Source organism: Nucisporomicrobium flavum (assembly GCF_016464385.1).
Classification (GTDB): domain Bacteria; phylum Actinomycetota; class Actinomycetes; order Mycobacteriales; family Micromonosporaceae; genus Actinoplanes; species Actinoplanes flavus_A.
The window spans coordinates 654,516-677,498 of record NZ_JADMLH010000002.1; the positions used below are offsets into that span (position 1 = coordinate 654,516).

16 protein-coding genes are annotated in these 22,983 nt (G+C 69.6%); 8 read left to right on the top strand and 8 right to left on the bottom strand.

Features of this window, described 5'->3' with window-relative positions:
• Positions 1-2: 2 nt before the first annotated feature.
• Positions 3-386 carry a hypothetical protein gene (locus IT780_RS07220; RefSeq protein ID WP_199510599.1) on the bottom strand — a complete coding sequence of 128 codons (384 nt, stop codon included), beginning with the start codon at positions 384-386 and terminating at the stop codon, positions 3-5.
• Between IT780_RS07220 and IT780_RS07225 the strand changes: the two genes are divergently transcribed.
• Entirely contained in the window at positions 352-1,458 is a 1,107-nt protein-coding gene (locus IT780_RS07225; RefSeq protein WP_372443625.1) for a 4-hydroxy-3-methylbut-2-enyl diphosphate reductase, read from the top strand. The two genes, IT780_RS07220 and IT780_RS07225, sit on opposite strands and share 35 nt — an antisense overlap.
• 23 nt (positions 1,459-1,481) lie before the next feature.
• On the opposite strand, the gene IT780_RS07230 is transcribed toward IT780_RS07225, so the two are convergent.
• Positions 1,482-2,270, bottom strand: a complete 789-nt coding sequence (locus IT780_RS07230) for a hypothetical protein (protein ID WP_199510601.1) — start codon at positions 2,268-2,270, stop codon at positions 1,482-1,484.
• A gap of 53 nt (positions 2,271-2,323) precedes the next feature.
• Here IT780_RS07230 and IT780_RS07235 point away from each other — a divergent pair, with 53 nt between their 5' ends.
• Positions 2,324-3,484, top strand: coding sequence for a DNA recombination protein RmuC (locus tag IT780_RS07235; protein ID WP_199510602.1), 1,161 nt, complete (start codon positions 2,324-2,326; stop codon positions 3,482-3,484).
• Here IT780_RS07235 and IT780_RS07240 read toward each other — a convergent pair.
• The 3 genes from IT780_RS07240 to valS are packed head-to-tail and all read right to left on the bottom strand — an operon-like array spanning position 3,481 to position 7,540.
• On the bottom strand, positions 3,481-4,020 hold the full coding sequence (locus IT780_RS07240; RefSeq protein ID WP_199510603.1) for a hypothetical protein: 540 nt from the start codon (positions 4,018-4,020) through the stop codon (positions 3,481-3,483). The two genes, IT780_RS07235 and IT780_RS07240, sit on opposite strands and share 4 nt — an antisense overlap.
• 57 nt (positions 4,021-4,077) lie before the next feature.
• Complete coding sequence (locus tag IT780_RS07245; protein WP_199510604.1) at positions 4,078-5,007, bottom strand: quinone oxidoreductase family protein; 930 nt, start codon at positions 5,005-5,007, stop codon at positions 4,078-4,080.
• 1 nt (position 5,008) lies between these two features.
• Entirely contained in the window at positions 5,009-7,540 is a 2,532-nt protein-coding gene (valS, locus tag IT780_RS07250) for a valine--tRNA ligase (RefSeq protein ID WP_199510605.1), read from the bottom strand.
• A gap of 237 nt (positions 7,541-7,777) precedes the next feature.
• Here valS and IT780_RS43005 point away from each other — a divergent pair, with 237 nt between their 5' ends.
• The 6 genes from IT780_RS43005 to IT780_RS07280 all read left to right on the top strand — a co-directional run bounded on the left by IT780_RS43005 (position 7,778) and on the right by IT780_RS07280 (position 20,505).
• A complete protein-coding gene (locus tag IT780_RS43005; protein ID WP_199510606.1) occupies positions 7,778-11,428 on the top strand; it encodes a LamG domain-containing protein in 3,651 nt (1,216 codons plus the stop codon).
• Between the two features lie 59 nt (positions 11,429-11,487).
• Complete coding sequence (locus tag IT780_RS43010; RefSeq protein WP_199510607.1) at positions 11,488-18,264, top strand: RHS repeat-associated core domain-containing protein; 6,777 nt, start codon at positions 11,488-11,490, stop codon at positions 18,262-18,264.
• A 12-nt stretch (positions 18,265-18,276) separates the two neighbouring features.
• Positions 18,277-18,582, top strand: a complete 306-nt coding sequence (locus tag IT780_RS07265) for a MafI2 family immunity protein (protein WP_307831078.1) — start codon at positions 18,277-18,279, stop codon at positions 18,580-18,582.
• A gap of 77 nt (positions 18,583-18,659) precedes the next feature.
• Positions 18,660-19,178, top strand: coding sequence for a hypothetical protein (locus IT780_RS07270; RefSeq protein ID WP_199510608.1), 519 nt, complete (start codon positions 18,660-18,662; stop codon positions 19,176-19,178).
• A gap of 94 nt (positions 19,179-19,272) precedes the next feature.
• Positions 19,273-19,749 (top strand): hypothetical protein, encoded by a 477-nt coding sequence (locus IT780_RS07275; RefSeq protein WP_199510609.1) that lies wholly within the window; start codon positions 19,273-19,275, stop codon positions 19,747-19,749.
• A 9-nt stretch (positions 19,750-19,758) separates the two neighbouring features.
• Positions 19,759-20,505, top strand: a complete 747-nt coding sequence (locus IT780_RS07280) for a maleylpyruvate isomerase family mycothiol-dependent enzyme (RefSeq protein WP_199510610.1) — start codon at positions 19,759-19,761, stop codon at positions 20,503-20,505.
• Here IT780_RS07280 and IT780_RS07285 read toward each other — a convergent pair.
• From IT780_RS07285 to IT780_RS07295, 3 genes are all read right to left on the bottom strand, one after another.
• Positions 20,502-21,005, bottom strand: a complete 504-nt coding sequence (locus IT780_RS07285) for a methylated-DNA--[protein]-cysteine S-methyltransferase (protein ID WP_199510611.1) — start codon at positions 21,003-21,005, stop codon at positions 20,502-20,504. The two genes, IT780_RS07280 and IT780_RS07285, sit on opposite strands and share 4 nt — an antisense overlap.
• On the bottom strand, positions 21,002-22,417 hold the full coding sequence (locus tag IT780_RS07290) for a DNA-3-methyladenine glycosylase 2 family protein (protein ID WP_199510612.1): 1,416 nt from the start codon (positions 22,415-22,417) through the stop codon (positions 21,002-21,004). Before IT780_RS07290 ends, IT780_RS07285 begins: the two co-directional genes overlap by 4 nt.
• Positions 22,418-22,734: 317 nt before the next feature.
• Complete coding sequence (locus tag IT780_RS07295) at positions 22,735-22,896, bottom strand: hypothetical protein (protein WP_199510613.1); 162 nt, start codon at positions 22,894-22,896, stop codon at positions 22,735-22,737.
• Between the last annotated feature and the right edge of the window lie 87 nt (positions 22,897-22,983).

The window sequence follows — 22,983 nt, forward strand, 5'->3', positions numbered from 1 at the left end:
GCCTAGCCTACGGGCGGGTGCTCCTGCGTCCGTGCGGTGGTACGCCGTACCAGGGCCACCAGCAGCATCAGGACCAGGCCGGCGTACCCCCAGAAGAAGACGTCGGCGACGAGCCCGCGGGCGTCGGCGAACGGGAAGGGGTATCCGCGTCCCGCCACCAGCCCGGCGACCATGACCACCCCGCCGGTCAGGTAGCTCGCGATGCCGGGCCGCGCCCCGATTCCCGCGAGCGACACCAGGATCACTCCGCCGACCACCAGCATGCCGCTGAACGCGAGGTACGCGCGGTCGGAGAGGTCGTCCGCGTCGGCGATGAGGTTCAGCACGCCGACGATCACGCTGATCCAGCCGATGACCAGGCGCAGCGCGGTGCCGACGGCGCTCATGGGCCGAGTATCCGCCGGTGGCCGGGGGGTTGTGGCCCGTATCGCAGGAAGCGAGATCCGCGGCGAGGGCGGATACCATGGCCGGGTGACTTCTGACGCCTCCACCCCGGTCCGCAAGCGTGTGCTCCTCGCCAAGCCGCGGGGCTACTGCGCCGGTGTCGACCGCGCGGTGCAGACGGTCGAGGAGGCGCTCAAGCTCTACGGCGCCCCGGTCTACGTGCGCAAGCAGATCGTGCACAACAAGCACGTGGTGAGCACCCTCGAGGCCCGCGGTGCGATCTTCGTGGAGGAGAACGAGGAGGTCCCCGAGGGCTCGACCGTCGTGTTCTCCGCGCACGGCGTGGCCCCCGAGGTGCACGAGCAGGCCCGCGCGCGCAACCTCAAGGCGATCGACGCGACCTGCCCGCTGGTGACGAAGGTGCACCACGAGGCCCGCCGGTTCGCCGCCGAGGACTACGACATCCTGCTCATCGGCCACGAGGGGCACGAGGAGGTCATCGGCACCTCCGGCGAGGCCCCCGCGCACATCCAGCTGGTCGACGGCCCCGACGACGTCGAGAACGTGGTCGTGCGCGACCCGGCGAAGGTGGTCTGGCTGTCGCAGACGACGCTGAGCGTGGACGAGACCATGGAGACCGTCGCGCGGCTCAAGACGCGGCTGCCGCTGCTGCAGTCGCCGCCCAGCGACGACATCTGCTACGCCACTTCCAACCGGCAGCACGTGATCAAGGAGATCGCGCCGGAGTGCGACGTGGTCATCGTGGTCGGTTCGAGGAACTCGTCCAATTCCGTACGCCTCGTCGAGGTGGCCCTCGGTGCCGGTGCCCGCGCCGGTCACCTGGTGGACTACGCGTCCGAGATCCGGGACGAGTGGCTCGAGGGCGCGACGACGGTCGGCGTCAGCTCCGGCGCCAGCGTCCCGGACGACCTGGTCATGGACGTGCTGGCCCACCTCGGGGAGCGCGGGTTCGGCGAGGTCACCGAGTACACGACCGCGGAGGAACGGCTGACGTTCTCGCTCCCGCAGGAGCTGCGCCGCGACATGAAGGCCGCGGCGGCCGCCCGCTCCTGACGCTCAGAAGCGCGCCGGACAGCTCAGAAGTCGCCGCCGAAGTCGCCCCCGCCGAAGTCTCCGCCGCCCCAGTCCCCGCCGCCGCTGCCGCTGCCGAAGTCGGCGCCCTGGTCCGCGCCGCCGAAGTCGCCCGCCTGGACGTCGTCGCCGCCGAAGTCGTTCGCGGCGTCCTGGAAGCCGTCCTGGTAGCCGTCGCCGTACCCCATGTCGCCGAAGCCCGGTGACAGCAGCGCGTCGAAGATGAGCATGCCGCCGAGCACACCCGCCCCGGCGCCGAGCGCGGTCTTCCACACCGGCGTCGAATACCAGCCGGCCGGTACGGGACGGCCCTGCACCCGGCCGCCGGGGTAGTAGTAGGGCGTGTCCGCTCCGGGCTGCGGTCCGGCCTTGTACTGGTGCCCCTGCACGGTCACCTCGCGCTCGCGGGTGAGCTGGCCCGCCCCCTGCGAGCTCATCAGCGGCGGCAGGTCCGGGCCCGGGTCGAGACCCATCGCCGTACGGGCCGCGCGCACGTACGCCAGCCCTTCCAGCGCCGACTCCCGGGCCAGCTGGAACTGGCGCATCGAGCGGGCCTGCTGCAACTGTCCACCGGCGGCGTTGTAACGCTCCGACGCGTCGGCGAGCGCCTGCCGGGCCGCGGCGTCGTCGGCGTGCAGGTTCATCACCTGACCGCCGAGCCGCTCGTACCAGCGCTGCGCCTCGGCGCGGGCGTCGTCGAGCTGCCGCTGCTCGCGGGCCGCGGTGCCCCGGCGCCACGCGAGGACCAGCGCCACCACGATCAGAACCAGGAACAGCAGCAGAAACACCTTCATATCTCGACGGTACCCGCGCCGGGAACGTCGTACGCCTCTGGCAAGCTCGCAGGGTGACCTTCTCGACGCTGGCCGTGGTGATCATCTGTCTGGCGGTGGGGGCCGCGCTGGGGTGGTTCGCCGCGCGGTTGCGCGCCGCCGCGGACATCGCCCGGCTGGAGGCGACCGTGCAGGCCGGCAAGGACGGCGAGGAGCGCCTCGAGCAGTCGCTGCGGGCGCTGTCCTACGAGGCCACCGCCCAGTCGCAGGAGGCGGTCGCGCGCGCCGTCGCGCCGCTGCACGACATGCTGCGCCGCTACGAGCAGCGGGTCGGCGAGCTGGAACACGACCGGGTCGACGCGTACGCCGAGCTGCGCGAGCAGGTGCGCGCGATGGGCCTGGTCTCGGGCGAGCTGCGGACGGAGACGAAACAGCTGGTCGCCGCGCTGCGGGCGCCGCAGGTCCGGGGCCGCTGGGGTGAGCATCAGCTGCGCCGCATCGTCGAGGCCGCCGGGCTGCTGGAGCACTGCGACTTCGCCGAGCAGGTCACGTCCGCCACCGACCACCAGGGCGTACGCCCCGACATGGTGGTGCGCCTGCACGGCGGCCGGTCGGTGGTGGTGGACGCCAAGGCGCCGTTCGACGCGTACCTGTCGGCGATGGAGGCCCGCGACGAGCGCACCCGCGACACCCACCTGGACCAACACGCGAAGGTCCTGCGCGGGCACGTCGACGCACTGGCCGGCAAGGCGTACTGGACGGCGTTCGACCAGACCCCGGACTTCGTGGTGCTGTTCGTGCCGGCCGACCCGTTCCTGGACGCGGCCCTGCAACGGGACGCGACGCTGATGGAGCACGCGTTCAGCCGCAACGTCGTGCTGGCCACCCCGGCCACCCTGGTGGCGTTGCTGCGCACGGTCGCGTATTCGTGGCGGCAGGAGGCGCTGGCCCGCAACGCCCTCGCGGTGCACGGCCTGGCCCGCGAGCTGTACGGCCGCCTCGCCACGCTGGGCGACCACGTGGGCAAGCTGGGCGCGTCGCTGAGCGGTGCGGTGACGGCGTACAACCGCGCGGTCGGCTCGCTGGAGTCCCGGGTGCTGGTCAGCGCCCGCAAGCTCGCGGAGATGGGCGTGTCCGACGAGGAGCTGGCGGTCCCCGCGCAGGTCGAGCTCACGCCCCGCCAGCCGCAGGCCCCCGAGCTGCTCGACGAGTCCGGCTCCACACTGCTGCGTTAACGCATCCGGCGGGCCAGTTCGCGGCGCAGGGCGCGCGGGCCCGGCCATACCTGGGTCAGGTCGGCGGTGAAGCTGGGGGAGCCGTCCTCCTCGTCGTGCAGCGCCGGCCAGCCGTCGTCGCCCTCGGCGATCGGGTGGACGCGGTCCAGGTCGACCGGTGTCACGTCGAGGACCGTACGCAGGCCGCTGCGGCGTACCACCACGTGGTCGATGTCCGGCCAGGCCAGCAGCACCGGGTCGCTGCCCTCGGAGGCCAGCTCCAGCCCGCCCGAGGAGGCGCGTACCCAGGTGCGCAGCGCGGACCGGGAAGTGAGGGCGTACCCGCCGGCGACGATCGTGCCGATCACCGCGGCCTGCGCGGCCGTCGACCACCAGGGTTCCCGTGCCGCCCCGAGCAGATACGCCACCAGCGGCGACACCGACACGTACGCCACGAACAGCACGGCGAACATGACCGTGAACGTGCGCCACGGTGACGACCGGAACAGCACGGCGTCGTCGGCGGGCGCCTCGACCGCTTCAGGGGGGACCGACATGCCTCCATGCTGCCGTGCCGAGCGCGTCCTGAGGTCCGCATTCGGCGAAGGAGAGGCTCAAGGAGCCGGGCGCAGGACGACCTTTCCGAGGTTGGCGCGGGCCTCGATCACCGCGTGCGCGGCCGTCGCCTCGGCCAGCGGGAACTCGGCGTGCACCACGGGACGCAGCTCGCCCGCCTCGAGCAGCCGCCACAGAGTGGCCTCGTGCTCGTCGTACCGGGCGCGGTGGGTCGCCGCGAACTGGCGCATGGTCATGCCGGTGATGGTCTTGGCGCCGGCCAGCAGCTCGTACGCCGGCACCGTCCCGCCCCCGGAATTGAAGAAGACGAGCCGCCCGCCCGGCGCGAGTGCTCCCACGAACGCCGGGAGCAGGTCCCCGCCGACCGCGTCGAGCACCACGTCGACCTTGCCGGCCAGCCCGGGCAGCTCCGCGTACGTGACGGCTTCGTGGGCGCCGAGCGACCGCACGAAGTCCACCTTCTCCGGCGACCCGACCGCCGCGACGACCCGGCGGGACCGCGACAACTGGACCAGCAGGTGGCCCACGCCGCTCGCGGCCCCGGTGATCAGCACCGACTCGTCCGGCCGCAGCGCCGCGGTGTGCAGGGCGGCGAGCGCGACGTGCCCGCTGCGTACCAGCGAGACCGCCTGGACCGCGGTGGCGCCCGGCGGGATCCGCGACGCCATCATCGCGGGGGCCACGGCCAGATCCGTGTACGAACCCGAGAACGTCAGCGACGTGACGCGGTCCCCGGGCGCGAAGTCGTCGACGCCGGGCCCGACCGCCACGACCGGCCCGGCCACCTCGCCGCCCAGCACGCCGGGCAGCGGGGTGGCCGGGTCACGCGTGGCCCGTACGGACGGGAGCGTGACCCCGATCGCCTCGACCCGGATCAGCAGCTCACCCGGGCCCGGGGTGGGATCCGGCGCACTCTCGTGCACCAGCACCTCGGGCCCGCCGTGCGAGTGGTAGGTGACGCGGCGCATGTCAGAACGCGCAGGCGATGACGAGCTCCGGCGTCCGGTCCGGGAGCATGTCGAGCTTGCCGATCCGCCCGGCCGAGCGCAGGTCGCCCTCCACCAGCGCGAGCCGGTCGAGCAGCGCGGCCGGTCCGAGCGCCTCGGCGAGCGGGATTTCGGCCTTCATCGACAGCTTGCGGTCCGACTTGGCCCGGCGGACCTGGCGCAGCGCGTCGCCGGCCAGGTCCAGCAGGGTCGCGTCACCGTCCGGCGCGACGCGGGTGAGCTCGTACTTGGTCGGCCAGGTCGCGCGGTGCACCGAGCCGTAGCGCCACCACGACCACACCTCCTCCGTCACGTACGGCAGGAACGGCGCGAACAACCGCAGCAGCACCGAAAGCCCGGCAGCGAGCGCCGCCCGCGCGGAGTCGGCACCCGGCCCCTCCCCGTACGCCCGGTCCTTGACGAGCTCGATGTAGTCGTCGCAGAACGTCCAGAAGAACGCCTCGGTCGTGGTGAGCGCGGTCGTGTGGTCGTACGCGTCGAACGCCGCCGTCGCCTCCTCGACCACCGTGGCGAGCCGGGCGAGCATGGCCCGGTCGAGGTCCGCCGTGACCGGCTGCCGCAGCGCGTCGGCGGCGCCCAGCCCGAGCGCGAAGCGCGAGGCGTTGAGCAGCTTGGTCGCGAGCCGTCGCCCCACCTTGATCTGCGCCGGGTCGAACGCGAGATCGGCGCCCGGGCGCCCGTTGGCGGCCCAGTAGCGCACCGAGTCGGAGCCGTGCTGCACGAGCAGGTCCATCGGCGTGACCACGTTGCCCTTGGACTTGGACATCTTCTTGCGGTCCGGGTCGAGGATCCAGCCGGACTGCACCGTCGTCGACCAGGGCAGCGCACCGTGCTCGAAGTGGGCGCGGACCACCGAGTAGAACAGCCAGGTACGGATGATCTCCTGACCCTGCGGCCGCAGGTCCATCGGGAAGACCCGCCGGAACAGGTCCTCGTCGGTGCCCCAGCCGCCGACGATCTGCGGGGTCAGCGACGACGTCGCCCAGGTGTCCATGACGTCCGGGTCCGCCGTGAAGCCGCCCGGTACGTCGCGCTGGGACTCGTCGAAGCCCGGCGGACACTCCGAGGAAGGGTCGACCGGCAACGCCGAAACGTCCGGTATGAGAAGCTGTCCGTGGTCCGGCTCGCCAGCGTCGTCGAGCCGGTACCACACGGGGACCGGCACCCCGAAGAAGCGCTGCCGGCTGATCAGCCAGTCGCCGGTGAGCCCGGCGACCCAGTGCTCGTACCGGTGCCGCATGTGCGCCGGCAGCCAGCGCAGCTGCCGCCCCCGTTCCTGCAGCTCGTCGCGGAGATGCTCGTCGCGGCCACCGTTGCGGATGAACCACTGGCGGCTCGTGACGATCTCCAACGGGGAGTCGCCGCGCTCGTAGAATTTGACCGGGTGCGTGATCGGCCGCGGCTCGCCCAGCAGGTCGCCGGCCTCCTCGAGCAGCCGCACGACCTCCCGCCGGGCCGCGTTGACGGTGAGGCCTGCGAACTGGGCGTACGCCGCCGCGGGCACGCCGTCGGGGCGGTCCGGCAGGAACCGGCCGTCGCGGCCGAGCACCACGCGGGTGGGCAGGTCCAGGTCGCGCCACCAGATGACGTCGGTCAGGTCGCCGAATGTGCAGACCATGGCTATGCCCGTACCCTTGTCCGGCTCGGCGAGGGCGTGCGCGTGCACCGGGACCTCGACGTCGAACAGCGGGGTGCGCACGGTCTTTCCGACCAGCGGATGCCCGGGGTACGTGACCAGCGCGACGCAGGCCGGCAGCAGCTCGGGCCGGGTCGTGTCGATCTCGACCGGCCCGTCCGGCCCGTGGAACCGCAGCCGGTGGTACGCGCCGGGCCGCTCCCGATCCTCGATCTCGGCCTGCGCGACGGCCGTGCGGAACCCGACGTCCCACAGCGTCGGCGCCTCCGACGTGTACGCCTCCCCGCGCGCGAGATTGTCGAGGAAAGCCCGCTGCGACACCGCCTGAGCCTTGGCGCCGATCGTCGTGTACGTCATCGCCCAGTCGACGGACAGCCCGAGCCGCCGCCACAACGCCTCGAACGCCTTCTCGTCCTCGACGGTCAGCCGGTTGCACAGCTCGACGAAGTTACGCCGCGACACCGCCACCGCGGGCTTCGGCGGAGTCTGCGGCGGCTGCCACTGCGGGTCGTACGGCAGCGACGGGTCGCAGTAGACCCCGTACACGTTCTGCACCCGCCGCTCGGTGGGCAGCCCGTTGTCGTCCCACCCCATCGGATAGAAGACGGTCTTCCCGCGCATCCGCTGGAACCGCGCCACGGTGTCCGTGTGCGTGTACGAGAACACGTGCCCCATGTGCAGCTCGCCCGATACGGTCGGCGGAGGCGTGTCGATCGCGTATACGTCGGCCCGCTCCTTCGAGCGGTCGAACGCATACGTGCCCTCCTCCTGCCAGCGGCGCGCCCACTTGTCCTCGAGCCCGTCCAGCGACGGCCGCTCGGGCAGACCGGCGCGCGCGGTCCTTCCCGTATCAGTCATGGGCAAAGGGTAGAGGTGCGGCGTGGGCCGGGCTACGGAGTTCGGAGATGCGGGAATCCGGGACATCGATCGCTGTTGACACTTTCCTGAAAGAAACCTTAAAGTTTGCCCGCTGCACTCATGATCACGGGGGTTGTTAGGCATGCGTCGGTGAACTGTGCCCGGAATCGCGTAACTCTGTATCGGCTCGTCGCCCTTTCGGCGGCCGCGACGATGTTCTGCTCGTCTGCTCTGGTCGTGTCGGACCCAGCCACGGCGTCGCCCGCCGTCTCGGCGCTGGACAAGCCCGCCGGGCCGAAGGAACGGTCCACCGAGTCCGAAGCGGTCGCCGTCGCCGCCGCGACCTCCTCCCGGGTGGAGGTGACCAGCGCGCGTTCCGAGACCACCCAGGTCTTCGCCGAGCCCGACGGGCACCTGACTTTCGAGGCGACCGCGGTTCCGCATCACGTCCGGCGCGACAACGGTGAATGGGCGGCGGTCAACCTCGACCTGCGCGAGGCGTCCGACGGAACCCTGCGCCCGATCGCGTCCGTGGCCGACGTGCGGTTCTCCGGCGGCGGCACCGAGGACCCGCTGGTCACCCTCGTGAAGGACGATCACCGGCTGACGATCGGCTGGCCCGGGCGCCTGCCCGAACCCGAACTGCTCGGTGACGCCGCCAAGTACGCCGAGGTCTTCCCCGATGTCGACCTGATCGTGCACGCCACCGATACCGGCTTCGCGCACGTCCTCGTCGTCAAGACGCCGCAGGCCGCCGCGGACTCGCGGGTCCGGCAGATCCGCTACGACCTCGGTGGCGACGCGGCGTTCCAGGCTCGCGAGGACGGTGGGCTCGCGGCGATCGCCGGTGACACCGTGCTCGCGGCCGCCACCGAAGCCGTCATGTGGGACTCCCAGCAGCGCCCGGCGAAGCAGCCCGCCGGCGGCACTGCGCGTGCCCAGCAGCAGGCAGTACTCGACGGGGCGGACCTCGACGGTTCGACCGCGAAGGCCCCGGGCGACGCCGCGGCCGTCGCTCCGGTGTCGGTCGGCATCGAGAACGAAGACCTCGTGCTGCGTCCCGACGCCGCCATGCTCGCCGCGCCGGCGACCGCGTTCCCGCTGTACATCGATCCCGCGTGGTCCACCGGCAAGAAGCGGTGGGCGTACGCCACGAACAACAACGGGAACAACACCGACGTCTCGGTGGCCCGGGTCGGCAAGGACCCGGAGGGCAGCCGTACCTATCGGTCCTTCTTCGAGTTCCCGACGACCTTCCTCAAGAGCAAGCACGTCGAGTCCGCGTACGTGCAGATGGAACTCGACCATTCGGCGTCCTGTGAAGAGACCTGGACGCACATGTACGCGACCGGAAGCATCGCGTCGACTCCCCGGACCAAGTGGAGTCCGAAGTTGACGACGTGGCTGGCTGCCACGGCGTCGCGTGCCCCCGAGGGTTCGGGGTGCGACGGCAAGGGCGACCAGGTGGTCAACTTCCCCGCCGACGTCAAGGCCCATCCCGAGGTCACGAACAAGCTGCAGAGCATCGCCAAGAACGGCACGTCCACGGTCACCATGGGGTTCTGCGCCTGCAACGCGGACGGCGATTACGAGTCGTCGTGGGATCGCTGGAAGAAGTTCTTCCCGAGCAAGGCCAAGCTGATCGTCGACTACGCCAGCCCTCCGGGAAAGCCCACCAAGCTGAAGATCTCCGGCTTCACGTGTCCCACGTCGGGATACGTATCCATCGGCACGGCGGAGCCGACGCTGTACGCCGTCTATCCGGATGCCGACGTGAAGGACAACCAGGTCATCTCCGTCAAGTGGGAGTGGGTCGAGGTGCCCGCGAACGGGTCGATCACCGACTCGACCCCCCGCAGGACCGCCCCGGCGGGGAAGACGGTCCCGGCCGGCGACGGCCAGACCAGCAACAAACTCATCGGGGCTTTGAAGGACCACAAGTACGCGGTACGGACGCAGGCGAAGGACCCCAAGCCGTACGAGATCTCCGGATCGTGGTCGTCATGGTGCTTCTTCAAGGTCGACACGACCGTGCCGAAGCCGCCTGAGTTGATCGTCAAGGCGAGTCCGACGCTTCCCGGCACGCCTGCGACCGTCACGCTGAACTCGACGAACAAGGACGTCGTGAAGTTCGCGTACGGCTGGGACGACACCCCGCTGCGGACCGTCAACGCCACCGGCACCACGACCAAGACCGCGACGGTCTCGCTCACGGCGCCGCGGTACGGGGGCCTGACCTTCTACGCGTACGCCATCGACGTCACGCAGAACGAGGGCAACAACGCGGAGGTCGAATTCACCGTCGGCCGGCCGAGCGAGGCGTTCGCCCGCTGGAAGCTGGAGACGTATCCGCTGGTCGACGCGGCGAAGGCGATGGCCGACGCCAACCCCGCCGCCAAGGGCGACACTCCGCTGCAGGTGGAGCCGGGTGCAGCCGATGTCACGTGGGCTGCCGACGCGCATCTGCTCGGCGGGACGGCTGCCTCATTCGACGCCGGCGCCGGCGCTCCCTACGGCGCTGCGAAGGCAGCGGTTTCCCTCGACACGTCGAAGTCCTTCAGCGTCGCCGCCTGGCTGCGGCTCGGTGACGCCGACAAGTACCGTACGGCCGTCTCCAAGGACGGCACCGCGATGAGCGTGTTCCGCCTGCAGTACCGTACCGACAAGAAGGCCTGGTGTTTCACCCTCCGGGCCAAGGACGTCGAGGACGCGGAGCTTGCCATGGCGTGCTCCGCCTCCGCGGTCGTCGGGAAGTGGACGCACGTCGCTGGGGTCTACGACGACGCCGAGCTGAAGCTGAAGCTGTACGTGGACGGCGTCCTCGTGTCCGACCTGACGCCGCCCGCGAGCTGGGTGAGCACTTGGGCCGGCGGCTGGAACGCCACGGGATCCGTCGTCGTCGGCCGCGCGACGGACTCGAAGTACTCCGGCCCCCTCGACTACTTCCGCGGCGAGATCTCCGACGTGCAGCTGTTCGACCGCGTTCTGGTGGCCGCCGACCTGCTCGGCCAGCGTGCCGACGACCAGAACTCCAACGGGGTCGACGAGCCGGGCATCATGAAGCCGGTCCAGGTCGGCACGTGGGACTTCAACGCCGCGGGCTGGTGCTACGAGGCCGGTGTCCCGGACACCTGCGGCGCCCCGGACGGCTCGGCCTTCGACCGTCCGCTCACGCTCACTCCCGGCGTACAGACCGGTGAGGGCGTCCAGGACGGCGGCCTCCTCCTCGACGGCACCCACTGGGCCACCGAGCCGAGCCCGCTCGCCGGCACGAGCACCCGGGAGTACGGCTACTCGCAGCACAATGTCGCCGGGCAGGACGCCGAGCCGCAGCTGCAGGATGCCGCGGTCCTTCGGACGGACCAGGCGTTCACCGTGGCCGCGTGGGTACGCCTCGACGACGACACCGGCACCCAGACGATCGTCAGCCAGGACGGGCCGGGAGCGGGTTTCAGCGGCTTCGACCTGCGATACGAGTCGAGCGGCAGCAGGTACGTCTTCGCCATGCGCAACACCGCCGGCGCCACGACCCAGGCTTCCTGGGCGGCCGTGGCCGTCGATGACCCCACCCAGTGGCACCACGTCGTCGCCGTCTTCGATCCGGGGCTGAAGCAGCTACGGCTGCACGTCGACGGTGGAGACCCGGTCGACCCGGCCGAGCCGTCCGACGCCCGGCACGCCGTGGCTCCCGCCAACGTGGCTCTTGTGCCCTGGCAGGCAGGCGGTCCCCTGGTCGTGGGCCGCTCGGACCAGCCGGGCGGGAGCACCCACTGGTTGTCCGGGTCCATCGACAACGTCACAGCCTGGCAGGGCGCCATGACCGCCGCTGCGATCCACACGCTCTACGCCGGTGAGGCACCCCAGGTCGACACCGAGCCGGCCGCCTAGTGCGACCGGTCCGCGTTTCCGCCCCGTCTTCTCGTCAGCCCGTACGGGCGGAGGTCCTTGTGCGTTTCTCCCGATCTCGTCGTGCCGTCACCGCGGCGCTGGCCACCGGCATCGTGGCCGCGGTGCTCGTCAACGCGCCGGCGCCCGCCGATGCGCGGGCACCGGGCGCAGGTGCGGGGCCGGCTGCCGCGGCGGACCAGCTCAACACGGCGGGGCACACCGTCAAGGGTCTTCCGGTGGAGGCCTCGCCGTACCGCAACACACCACCGCCCGCGCCCGTGTGGCCGGCAGCGGGCACCAGGATCACCGCTGCCGGTCAGCCGAAGGCGGCGGCCAAGGACTCCGCCGCCCCCGCCCCGGCCTCCGCGGAGCTGGAGGTCGTCGACCGGGCCAAGGTCGGTGCACGGTGGCAGGACGGCCTGGTCGTCAAGGTCGTCGCGGCCCGTCCGGCCTCCGCGGCGTCGACGTCGGGAAAGCAGACGTCCGCGGCGAAAGCAGTCCGGGTCTCCCTCAGCTACGACGGCTTCCGGTACGCGCGCGGCGGCGACTGGGCGTCGCGGCTGAAGCTCTACAAGCTTCCCGCGTGCGCGGTGACGACACCCGAGGCCCTCGGCTGCGAGGCGGCTGAGGTTCCCTCGGTGAACGACACGAAGGCCGGCACGGTCAGCGCGTCCACGCGGAGCCTGTCCGCCGGGTCGTTCCTGGCGCTCGACACCGCCCCGGAGGGCCCGGACGGCGACTACAAGGCGACGTCGCTGGCGGCCTCCTCCACCTGGTCCTCCGGCGGGTCGACCGGTGACTTCTCCTGGTCGTACCCCATGCGGACGCCGCCGGCGATCGGTGGGGCCGCACCGACGGTCGGCCTCACCTACAACTCGGGCGGTGTCGACGGGCGTACCTCGGCGACGAACAATCAGCCGTCCGTGATCGGCGAGGGTTTCGAGTACTCACCCGGCTACATCGAGCGGCAGTACCTGGCCTGTTACGACGACAAGAAGGACTCGACCAACAAGGAGGACAGCGGCGACCGGTGCTGGCGCTCCGACAACGCGGTGCTGAACCTCGACGGTCACTCCAGTGAGCTGATCTGGGACAAGGACGACCTCTGGCGCTCCCGCAGCGACGACGGCTCGGTGATCACCAAGCTCACCGGCGCGGACAACGGTGACGACGACGGCGAGCACTGGAAGGTCACCACCACCAACGGCACCCAGTACTTCTTCGGCCGCAACAAGCTGCCCGGCCAGGCCCAGTCCACGAACTCCGCCTGGACCACCCGCGTCTACGGCAACAAGGAGAAGGAGCCCTGCTACAACTCCGACTTCGCCAAGGCCCACTGCGACCAGGCGTGGCGGTGGAACCTCGACTATGTCGTCGACGTACGGGGCAACACCATCTCCTACTGGTACGACAAGGACACCAACGCCTACGCGGCGAACCTCAAGAAGACCGACGTCGTTCCGTACGTTCGTGGTGGCTTCCTCAAACGCATCGACTACGGGACCTGGGACCGCGGCGAAGCCGACCGCTCGACGACCGCCCGCGCGCAGGTGGTGTTCACGCCCGGTGACCGGTGCAAGCCGAACGAGGACTGTTCGAAGCACACGGCAGCGAGCTGGCCCGACGTGCCCTGGGACCAGGAGTGCAAAACCGACGCCAGTACGTGTGACAACTTCTCGCCGACGTTCTGGTCCACCAAGCGCCTCGCCAAGGTGACGACCAAGATCTGGGACACGACGGTCTCTCCGGCCAGGTGGCAGGACGTCGACTCGTGGACGCTGACCCACGACTTCCCGTCACCGCAGGACGGCACCCACGCCGGCCTGTGGCTCGCCTCGGTCGTGCACGCGGGGCTCGTCGGCGGTGAGGTGAAGCTGCCGCCGGTGACCTTCTCGCCGACCACTCTGCCCAACCGGGTTCTCACCGCGCACAACCGCACCGAGAGCTGGCAGCGACTGGGGAAGATCGTCACGGAGACGGGCGCGAAGACCACCGTCACGTACAGCCTGCCGGACTGCACCGCGGCCGAGACCGAGGACATCAAGCCGGAGAACAACAGCCGGCTCTGCTACCCCGTCATCGGACCGAACCCGAGCGACGCCGACGAGGGCGACATCACCGAGTGGTGGCACAAGTACCGCGTCGAGCAGGTCACACAGTCGGACGTACAGCTCGACAGCGGTCAGCAGAGCCCGATCCGCAACACCCATTACACGTACGTGGGCAAGCCGGCATGGCACTACGCCGACGACGACGGCTTCATCCGGCAGTCACGTAAGACCTGGTCGCAGTTCCGCGGGTACAAAGAGGTCGAGACCCGGGTAGGGGATCCGGGCAACCCGCAGACCCTGACCGTGACGTCCTTCATGCGTGGTATGGACGAGGACCGGCTCAACGAGGCCGGCGACAAACGCGTCGAGACGGTCGACGCGACGCTGGGCACCGAGAAGGTCTACGACGAGGACCAGTTCGCCGGCCAGGTACGCGAGCAGACCGTCTACAACGGCAGCAAGAGCAAGCCGGTCTCCAAGACGGTGAACGTCCCGTGGCGGTCGGCGGCGCACGCCACTCGGACGATCAACGGCGACAAGGCCGAAGCCCGTTTCATCAACACCAGGGTGAAGTACGCGGCCACAGCCCTGGGCGTGGACGGCAAACGCGGCTGGCGGGTGACCCGTCAGGAGTCCTGGTTCGACGACAACAACGGCACGCTGCTCAAGATGCAGGACATGGGCGACGTCGACGTCGACGGGGACGAGCAGTGCGCCACGTACTCGTACAACAACAACGTCGGCAAGAATCTGATCGGCATCAAGCAGCGTGTCGTGACCAAGGTGGTCACCTGCGACAAGGAGGTCGCGAGCACCGACGACATCCTGACCGACACGCAGTACTTCTACGACGGCGCGGCGGATTCCACGACCGACCCGAAGTACGGCTCGGTGACCCAGACCAATGAGCTGAAGAACTGGACGAAGGCCGGCGGCACCGAGTTCATGAGAGCCAGTGCCGCCACCTTCGACGACTTCGGACGCGCGGCCACCCAGACCGACGAACGGGGCAACAAGAGCACGCTGACGTACGAGCCGGCGAACGCTCCGGCAGCCAAGATCACGACGGTTACCGGCGCCCCGTACAACTGGAAGACCGAGGTAGGGCAGGCGCCGTACTGGGACCTGCCGACCACGACCGTGAACCTCTCGGGCGGCACTGCCACCCAGGAATACGACCCGCTCGGACGGTTGAGCAAGGTGTGGGCGGTCGGCTGGCCGAAGGCGGACCACAAGGACGAGCCGTCCTCGACGTTCGATTACGTCTTCTCCCCGGACCGCAGCGACTACCCGTACGTCGTGACGGCGGCGCTCAACGCGGGCGGCAAGTACACCACCACGTACGCGATCTACGACGGCTTCCTGCGGCCGCGGCAGACGCAGGTCCGGGCGACCGACGGCAACAGGGTCGTCACCGACACGCTCTACGACGAGTACGGCAACACGGTGAAGACCTATCCGGCGCACGCCGCCGAGGGAACGCCGTCAGGCCGGCTCTGGTGGGCGCCGGAATGGAGTCTGCGCCGGGTCCAGGAAACGCTGTACGACCTCGCGGGCCGCGCGACCGACGTCATCAACTTCGCCGGCGACGGCGAGACCAACCTCGTCGAGAAATGGCGCACGCACACCGCCCACGAAGGTGATCTGACGCGGGTGACGCCGCCGAAGGGCGGCACAGCCAAGACGACGGTGGTCGACGCTCAGGGGCGTACCCGCGAACTCCGCGTGCACACCACCGCCGCGGGGGTGGACGGCGCGTACGACGCGACGACGTACACGTACAACCGCAAGAACCAGCTGACCGATGTCGTCGACGTGAAGAAGAACCGCTGGGTCACCAAGTACGACGTGCTCGGGCGGATCCGGCTGACGATCGACCCGGACAAGGGCCAGACGCAGCAGTTCCACAACGAGGTCGGCGACCTGATGTCGACCACCGATGCCGAGAACCGCACGCTCGTCTACGACTACGACGGCCTGGGACGCCGCACGGCCGAGTACAACGGCTCCAAGGCGCCGGAGAACCTGCGCACCGAATGGAAGTACGACGTGCTGTACACGGGGCAGCCCGCCCCCGACCAGCTCACGCAGACGATCCGCTACGAGGACAAGCGGGCGTACAAGACGCAGGTCGTTTCCTTCAACGCCCGGAACCAGGCGACCGGTGTCAACTACGTGATCCCCAGCGGCGAGACCGGGCTGGGCGGCACCTATACGTACGGCTACGGTTTCTCGCCCTTCAACGGCGTACAGGAAAGCATCACGTACCCGAAGGTCGGTGACCTGCCCGCCGAGAAGGTGGTGACTGCCTTCTCCGGGGACACCGGCCTCGCGACAAAACTGACCACCAACCTGCCCGGCGTCGACAGCTACGTGACGCTGCAGGAGTACTCGAAGTTCGGCGAGCCGACCGTGACCCAGCGCAAGGTCACCGGCGAGCAGTACGTCCAGGACACCACCGAGTACGACATCTTCACCCGCCGGACGAAGCGGACGTCCGTCAAGGCCGAAACCGCCACCGGCACGGTATGGGACCGCCGGTACGACTACGACGCGGCCGGCAACATCCTGAATCTGCTCGACGTGCCCCAGACAGGCGGCGCCGAGAAGCAGTGCTTCGGCTACGACAAGCAGCAGCGACTGGTCTCCGCATGGACGCCGGGCACCACGGTGAGCTGCGATGTGGCCGCCGCCGCGACGGAGATGACCGGCCCGGCTCCGTACCGGACCGAATGGGTGATCGACGAGCTCGGCAACCGCGAGACCCAGACGTCCTACCTGCCGGGAAGCACGGTCGAGACCACCTACTCCGTGCCGGCGCCCGGGGACGGCGTCGTCCAGCCGCACGCCGTCACGAAGACGACGACCCAGGCCACGGGACAGGCGGTCAAGACCTCCTCCTACGGCTACGACAAAGCCGGGAACATGATCACCCGGCCGGGCCCGACGGGCGGCGCGCAGACCCTGACCTGGGACAACGCCGGCAAGCTGACCAAGATCGTGGAGGGGGCCACCCAGGTCACCAACCTCTATGACGACACGGGCAACCGCTTCCTGCGCCGCGACAGTTCCGGTTCCACCGTGTACCTGCCCGGCATGGAACTCAAGCGCGCGACCGGCGCATCCAGCAACACCGCCACCAGGTACTACACCTTCAACGGGGCGATCATCGGCTCCCGTACCGGGCCCGGCGGCCTGCAGTGGACGTACGCCGACCACCAGGGCACGCAGCTCCTGGTCATCGACGCGGCGACCCAGAAGGAGACCGTCCGCCGCCAGAGCCCGTACGGCGAACCCCGCGGAGCGGGCCAGATGTGGCCGACGCTGAAGGGCTTCGTCGGCGGTGACGTGGACCCGACCGGCCTGACCCACGTAGGCGCGCGCGAGTACGACCCGCAACTCGGCCGCTTCATCTCGGTCGACCCGCTGATGGACATGGCAGATCCGCAGCAGTGGAACGGCTACTCGTACTCCAACAACACGCCCGTGACGATGTCGGACCCGACCGGCGAGCACGGCTCGGCCGAATGCACGCCCGGCATGGTCGGCAACGGCATGGGCTGCGACGGCCACGAGAACGGCAACTCGCCGCCGCCCCCGCAGACCGACACGACGCCGGACGAGGGCACGCTGCCCAACGGCACGACGTATGACACCGACTACGACGGCAACGGCACCGGCTCCATCAACGGCGTCGCCATCAACCTCGGCGGCAACAACGCGACGTCGGTCAAGGAGATGGCGCTCGCGCTGGACCGCTACAAGGGCGACCACCCGCCGGCCCTGCCCGGCGTCATCGACCAGGACGACAACGACCACACGCTCAAGGGCGTCTTCTCGGCCTGGATGTCGGGCTACCTGAAGTTCCGCGGCGAGAAGGAACAGACCTTCGAGTGGTGGCAAATGGTCATGACCATCCACGAGTGGAACGGCCTGCTCACGCTGGGCGGCGACGGCAACATGCACCCGGTCGGCCCGATGAGCCGCCCCGGCGACAAAGAGGGTGGTCCGTCGGGCGTCAGGATCGGGAAAGCGACCAGCTGCAAGAGTTTCTCCGCCGACACCCGGGTTCTGCTGGCCGACGGCTCGGCCAAGGCTTTGCAAGATTTGAAGCCCGGTGACGAGGTTCTGGCTACCGACCCGACAACCGGGGAGCAGGGCGGTCGCGAGATCGAAGAGGTCTGGGCCCACGACGACGATCTGTTCGTCCTGACGGTCGACGGCGAACGCATCGTCACGACTGAGGACCATTCCTTCTGGAACGCAACCGACGGCCGGTGGGAGCGCACGGACGAACTCGATACCCGTGACCACCTTCGGACGCCGGCCGGAACCGGCGCCGCCGTCGGTTCACTCGACCTCGATGACCACCGCTACGCCCCGGCTTACACCCTCACCGTCGCCAACCTCCACACGTACTATGTGCTGGCCGGCAACGTTCCGGTCCTCGTGCACAACGAAGGCGGCTCGGCCTGCGTCAACACGTCCATCAGCCGGCAGAAGCAAGGGCGGCATGTCCAGGGAGACCCGCTGCATGACGGAACCGGCAAGAGCTATCTCAACAGCCAGGCGGACGCTCAGAGTGTGCTGGACGCGTATCACAGCGGTGACGCGACGGTCCTGGGGCGGACCAACAACGGACACATCGTTGTCCGCTATGGCGGTGTGACGGGCTACAACAACAATCCTGGCGCGGGTTTCGTCGATCAGCCGACGAATGTTTTCATGATCAAGGGAACAAGGAGCCCCAGCGTTGTTCCGATCAATCCGGGCTGGACGCCTTAAGGGGTTGGGCTGGTGAGCTTGCTCGAAGAGGAAAACAGGCTGGTGCTCGACGTCGTGCAGGCGGCTCTGGGCCTCATATCGCCGCAGATCCGCGCTCTGTCGGTGGCGCTGGATTCCGGCCGTGTAGTCCTCTATGTCGCCGTCAGCGAACGTAACGCCGAGGTGGACGAGGACATCGACGATCTGCTGTTCGAGCTGGAGGCCCTTCAAGATGGACCGATCGTGATCGAGTCGTCGATCTTCGTGGGCAGGCCGGACGCCCACTGGCCAGGAAGCAGTGGTCGTCGTGTCTATCTGGCGAAGGAGGCCGACAGCTGAGAACTGGACCTCGGAAATCTTCAGCCGCGTGATCGAAACTTGTGGATAACGCGATGCCGTAGAGGAGATGCAAGGCCGTGTCATGGCTTAGTGCCGAAGCGGAAGCGGTCGGCGGAACGCATGTTTTGAGCACGCTTCGCCGACATGACCTGACACCTGAACTGGATGCGGTGGTGAAGCAGGGCTGGCGCGTCGTCGGCGGAGCTGTGTTGTTGTCGGCCTGGTACGACAGCTACCACGGCGACAGGTCGACGTTTCCTCATGTCATGGACCACGAGGTGGCCGTCAACGGCCGTGGAATACCTGACCTGGACCTGACTGAGGCTCAACGTGAACGGGTTCCTGCGCTGTTGCGGCGGGGAATTGCTTTCAGTTGGAGCGCCCTCCATGTGCAGCATCAGCAATTACCTGACGTTGAGATGTCTGCCTATGTCTCGGTGTCCCCGGCGCTCTTCGATGCCGACTATTTCACGGGGAATGTAACCTTCTGCGCCGTGCGTCATGGCGAAAGATCGTACATTGCTCGAGAATTTCTCAAGGACGAGATCGTGGTCGCCATCTTCACCAGAGACTGCGTACTCGATCTTGGCCGGTGATGACCGTCCATCGTTCCCCGTGCTGCTGGGGGTCCCGGTGCAGACCTCTCCGTAGTCGACGTTCTGGTGTTCGAGCTGGAGGCGGTAGCTTCTGATGAAGCTGGTACGAGTGTCCTCGGCGGATGGCCCCTGGCCTTCTCAGCTGCTGGATCCTCAGCCGTACTTGGACAAGCTTCCCGAGTTGGAAGCCGGCCTCCCGGAAGGTGCCCGGTCGTTCGCGACCGACGTCGATCATTACGACTTCGCGAGTGCCAGATGCGTCAAGGACCTGCGGTTCGCCGGCATCTCCCTCGGCGAAGCCGGGCACGGTCGATTGACGGCTGAGCTCCGATTCGCCCCCAACACGTTCAAGCACCACGCCGGTCTGGTTCTCACCTACGACGATGTCGTCGGGCTCGACCTCGACGCCGGGCCCGCCGGGGGACCACGCATCTGGCCGGACACGCCTAGGCTGGGCGACGTTCAGCTCGACGAGGTAATGCCGCACGTGCATGGGTGCACCCACGAGATCAAGCTCACGGGTGGCTCGATACTGGTCACGGCGGGCGACCTTCACGCGGAATGGGGATAGACAACCGACGTGCAGAACGCTCGTGAGTTTCCTGACTTCCTAAGGCTGATCGACGAGCGGTCGACCGCCTTCAGCACCCTCATCGCCGGCGCGCCCGATCTCGATGTCCCGGTGCCGACCTGCCCCGGCTGGACGCTGTTCGATCTGGTGCAGCACCTGGGCGCGGGACGCCGCAAGTGGGCCGCCGTCGTCGCCGGGAAGGTTCCTGGTCCCGCAGCGGCCGCACCGAGCGAGCGCCCCGCCCTGCTCGCCTGGTTCACCGCTTCGACGCAGGAGCTGCTGAACGCCCTGCGGGAGGCCGGCCCGGATCGCGGCTGCCGGACTTGGTGGGGCGCCTCTCAGTCGCCGCAGACCTCCGGAGCCGTCGCCCGGCACCAGGTTCAGGAGGGCGCGGTGCACACGTACGACGCCCAGCTCGCCCTCGGCGACCCGCAGCCGTTGCCGGTGGAGATCGCACTCGACGGCGTCGAGGAATTCCAGCTCACCTGCTGCGCGACGACGGCCGCGTGGCCGCACGAGCCCGCGGTCGTCGACTACCACGCCACCGAGGGCCTTTCCCTCCGACTCCGACTGTCCGCCGACGGGGCGAGGGTCACCCGCCTGCAGTCGGCGGACGACAAGCCCGACGCCTCCCTCCGCGGTACGGCCAGCGATCTGGTCCTGGTCTTCTACGGCCGCATCCCGCTGGACTCCGTGGAGCTCGCGGGCGACCGTCGCGTCTTCGAGCAGCTGATCGCCTGGGAGCCGGAAGCCTAGGACGGATCGTGGCGTTCGTGCTCCAGCAGCCAGGTCTTGACCCCGAGACCCCACCGGTACCCGCGCAGCGTCCCGTCCGTTCCCAGCACCCGATGGCACGGCACGAACAGCGCCACCGCGTTGCGCGCGCATGCCGTTGCCGCCGCGCGGATCGCTGACGGGCGGCCCGCCAGCTCCGCGAAGCCCGTGTACGTCACCGGCGCGCCTGGCTTGATCTCGCGCATGACCTGCCAGGCATGGGCCAGGAACGGGCCGGTTGTGTGCTGCTCGACCACGACCCCATCGATCGCGGTCAGGTCACCGTCCAGATAGGACAGCACCGCGTCCCCGACCGGCCCAGGTGACGCTGCGGGTCGCGTCTCCTCCCGCAGATCCTTGTGTACGAGCGAAAGCAACGCACCGACCTCGGTGGTGAAGCCGGCCGCCCGTACCGTGCCCGCGTCGCTGACGACGTAGGTGAACGGGCCGGCCGGGGTGTCGAGCGTGTGGCTGTGCATCATGCGGACCTCCAGAGTCGCATCAGGGCGTACGAGCGCCAGGGCCGCCAGCGTTCGGCGTGCGCCTCCAGCGCCTTGGGGGTGTGCGGCAGGCCGAGCGCCCTCGCGCCGCGCTGGACCGCCACGTCGGTGGGGAGGAAGACGTCCGGGTCGCCGACGGCGCGCATGGCCACGTAGCCCGCGGTCCACGCGCCGACGCCGGGCAGCTCGAGCAGCCGGGCGACGGCCTCCTCCCGGTCGGCGCCGGGTTCGAGGTCGAGCTTGCCGTCGGCCACCGCCTCGGCCAGCGCGCGGATGCTCGCCCGTCGCGCGGCAGGCATCCGGAACGCGTCGTCCGGCAGACCCGCCACGGCCTCGGCGGTGGGGAAGCCGCGCAGCTCACCCGGCTGCACCGGACTGAGCATGCGGCTCAGGGTGGTGCGGGCGCCGGAGACCGAGACCTGCTGGCCGACGATCGCACGGACCGCCATCTCGAAGCCGTCGACCGCGCGGGGGACCCGTACCCCCGGCTCCGCATTGATCCGCGCACTCAGCGCGGGGTCGGCACCCAGCGTGCCGTCGACGGCGACCGGATCCGCGTCCAGGTCGAACAGCCGCCGGCAGCGGGCCACGGCGGGCGCCAGGTCGCGCACGTCGGTCAGCCGCAGTGTCGCCGACACGAAGCGGTCGGCCGGGGTCAGGGCGACGGTCGCGCTGCCGTGCGGCAGATTCAACCCCCGGCGGTACGTCGTCCCGTCGCACTCCTCGACGCCCGGCAGGGTACGCGCGGCGAGGAACCCCAGCAGGGCGCCGGCGTGCAGCGGTGCCCGGTACGCGAGCCGCAACGAGATCGCGCCCGCCTCCGGTTCCCCGCCGGTACGCCGTACCCGCAGCTCGCCGGGCGATCGCGCGTACACCTCCTGGATCGTGTCGTTGAACTGCCGCACGCTGCCGAAACCGGACGCGAACGCGATCTCGGCGAAGCCGAGCGCGGTGGTCTCGATGAGGATCCGCGCGGTCTGCGCGCGCTGCGCCCGGGCCAGCGCCAGCGGACCGGCGCCCAGCTCGGCGGAGAGCATCCGGTTGAGGTGCCGCTCGGTGTAGCCGAGCCGGCTCGCGAGCCCCGGGACACCCTCCCGGTCCACCACGCCGTCGCCGATGAGCCGCATGGCCCGCCCGACCACGTCGGCCCGCACGTCCCACTCGGGCGAGCCCGGCGCGGCGTCGGGCCGGCAGCGGCGGCAGGCCCGGTAGCCGGCCCGCTGGGCGGCCGCCGCGCTGGGATGGAAGGTGACGTTCTCGCGCTTCGGGGTGAGCGCGGGACAGGACGGCCGGCAGTAGATGCCGGTGGTACGCACGGCCGTGTAGAACCAGCCGTCGAAGCGCTGGTCACGGCTGTCGACGGCCCGGTAGCACCGCTCGAAGTCCAGTTCCATGGGCTCGAGTCTGCTCCCTGGCCGGCCCTCCTGGCTGGCGGGATTCGGACATGGCCGTGCCGCGTCAGAGATCCGCTTGTGCAGCATGGGTACGCGACCCAGCCGGCGGATGACCTCAGGTTCGTGCGCCGCGCGCAGCGACACGTACATCGCGCCCACCGGGCGGGTGCCGACCCGGGCGACGAGCACGACACCCGGCTGCCGGGCGCGTTCCCGGTAGACAGGTTCATCGTGCCCAATGGACGCACGCCGGTCGATCCGGGACCGGCGTGCGCCGTACGCACGCAGCGCCGGTCCCGTGATCCCGAGGCGCCGCACTAGGTGGACATGACGAAGGCGACGATCAACAGGATGAGCAGGGCCGCGGCCAGCGTGAACGCGGCGAGCCCGGCCAGCACGGCCTTGATGACGTCCATGACCGGGGCGATCGCCGCCCGCAGCAGGCCCAACATGATCATCATGACCGCCGCCATCAGCATGATCAGGATGCTCAGACTGCCGCGGCCGCCACCGGGCGTGGGCGAGGCGGTCAGAAGAAAGGTCGACTTTTCGAGTACGGGAACAGG

Coding starts and splice junctions, on each gene's coding strand:
- IT780_RS07275 (WP_199510609.1), top strand. CDS start 19,273: ATGAAGCTGGTACGAGTGTCCTCGGCGGATGGCCCCTGGCCTTCTCAG.
- IT780_RS07225 (WP_372443625.1), top strand. CDS start 352: ATGACCAGGCGCAGCGCGGTGCCGACGGCGCTCATGGGCCGAGTATCC.
- valS (WP_199510605.1), bottom strand. CDS start 7,540: ATGACTGATACGGGAAGGACCGCGCGCGCCGGTCTGCCCGAGCGGCCG.
- IT780_RS07285 (WP_199510611.1), bottom strand. CDS start 21,005: ATGATGCACAGCCACACGCTCGACACCCCGGCCGGCCCGTTCACCTAC.
- IT780_RS07295 (WP_199510613.1), bottom strand. CDS start 22,896: ATGCTGATGGCGGCGGTCATGATGATCATGTTGGGCCTGCTGCGGGCG.
- IT780_RS07245 (WP_199510604.1), bottom strand. CDS start 5,007: ATGCGCCGCGTCACCTACCACTCGCACGGCGGGCCCGAGGTGCTGGTG.
- IT780_RS07290 (WP_199510612.1), bottom strand. CDS start 22,417: ATGGAACTGGACTTCGAGCGGTGCTACCGGGCCGTCGACAGCCGTGAC.
- IT780_RS07240 (WP_199510603.1), bottom strand. CDS start 4,020: ATGTCGGTCCCCCCTGAAGCGGTCGAGGCGCCCGCCGACGACGCCGTG.
- IT780_RS07230 (WP_199510601.1), bottom strand. CDS start 2,270: ATGAAGGTGTTTCTGCTGCTGTTCCTGGTTCTGATCGTGGTGGCGCTG.
- IT780_RS07220 (WP_199510599.1), bottom strand. CDS start 386: ATGAGCGCCGTCGGCACCGCGCTGCGCCTGGTCATCGGCTGGATCAGC.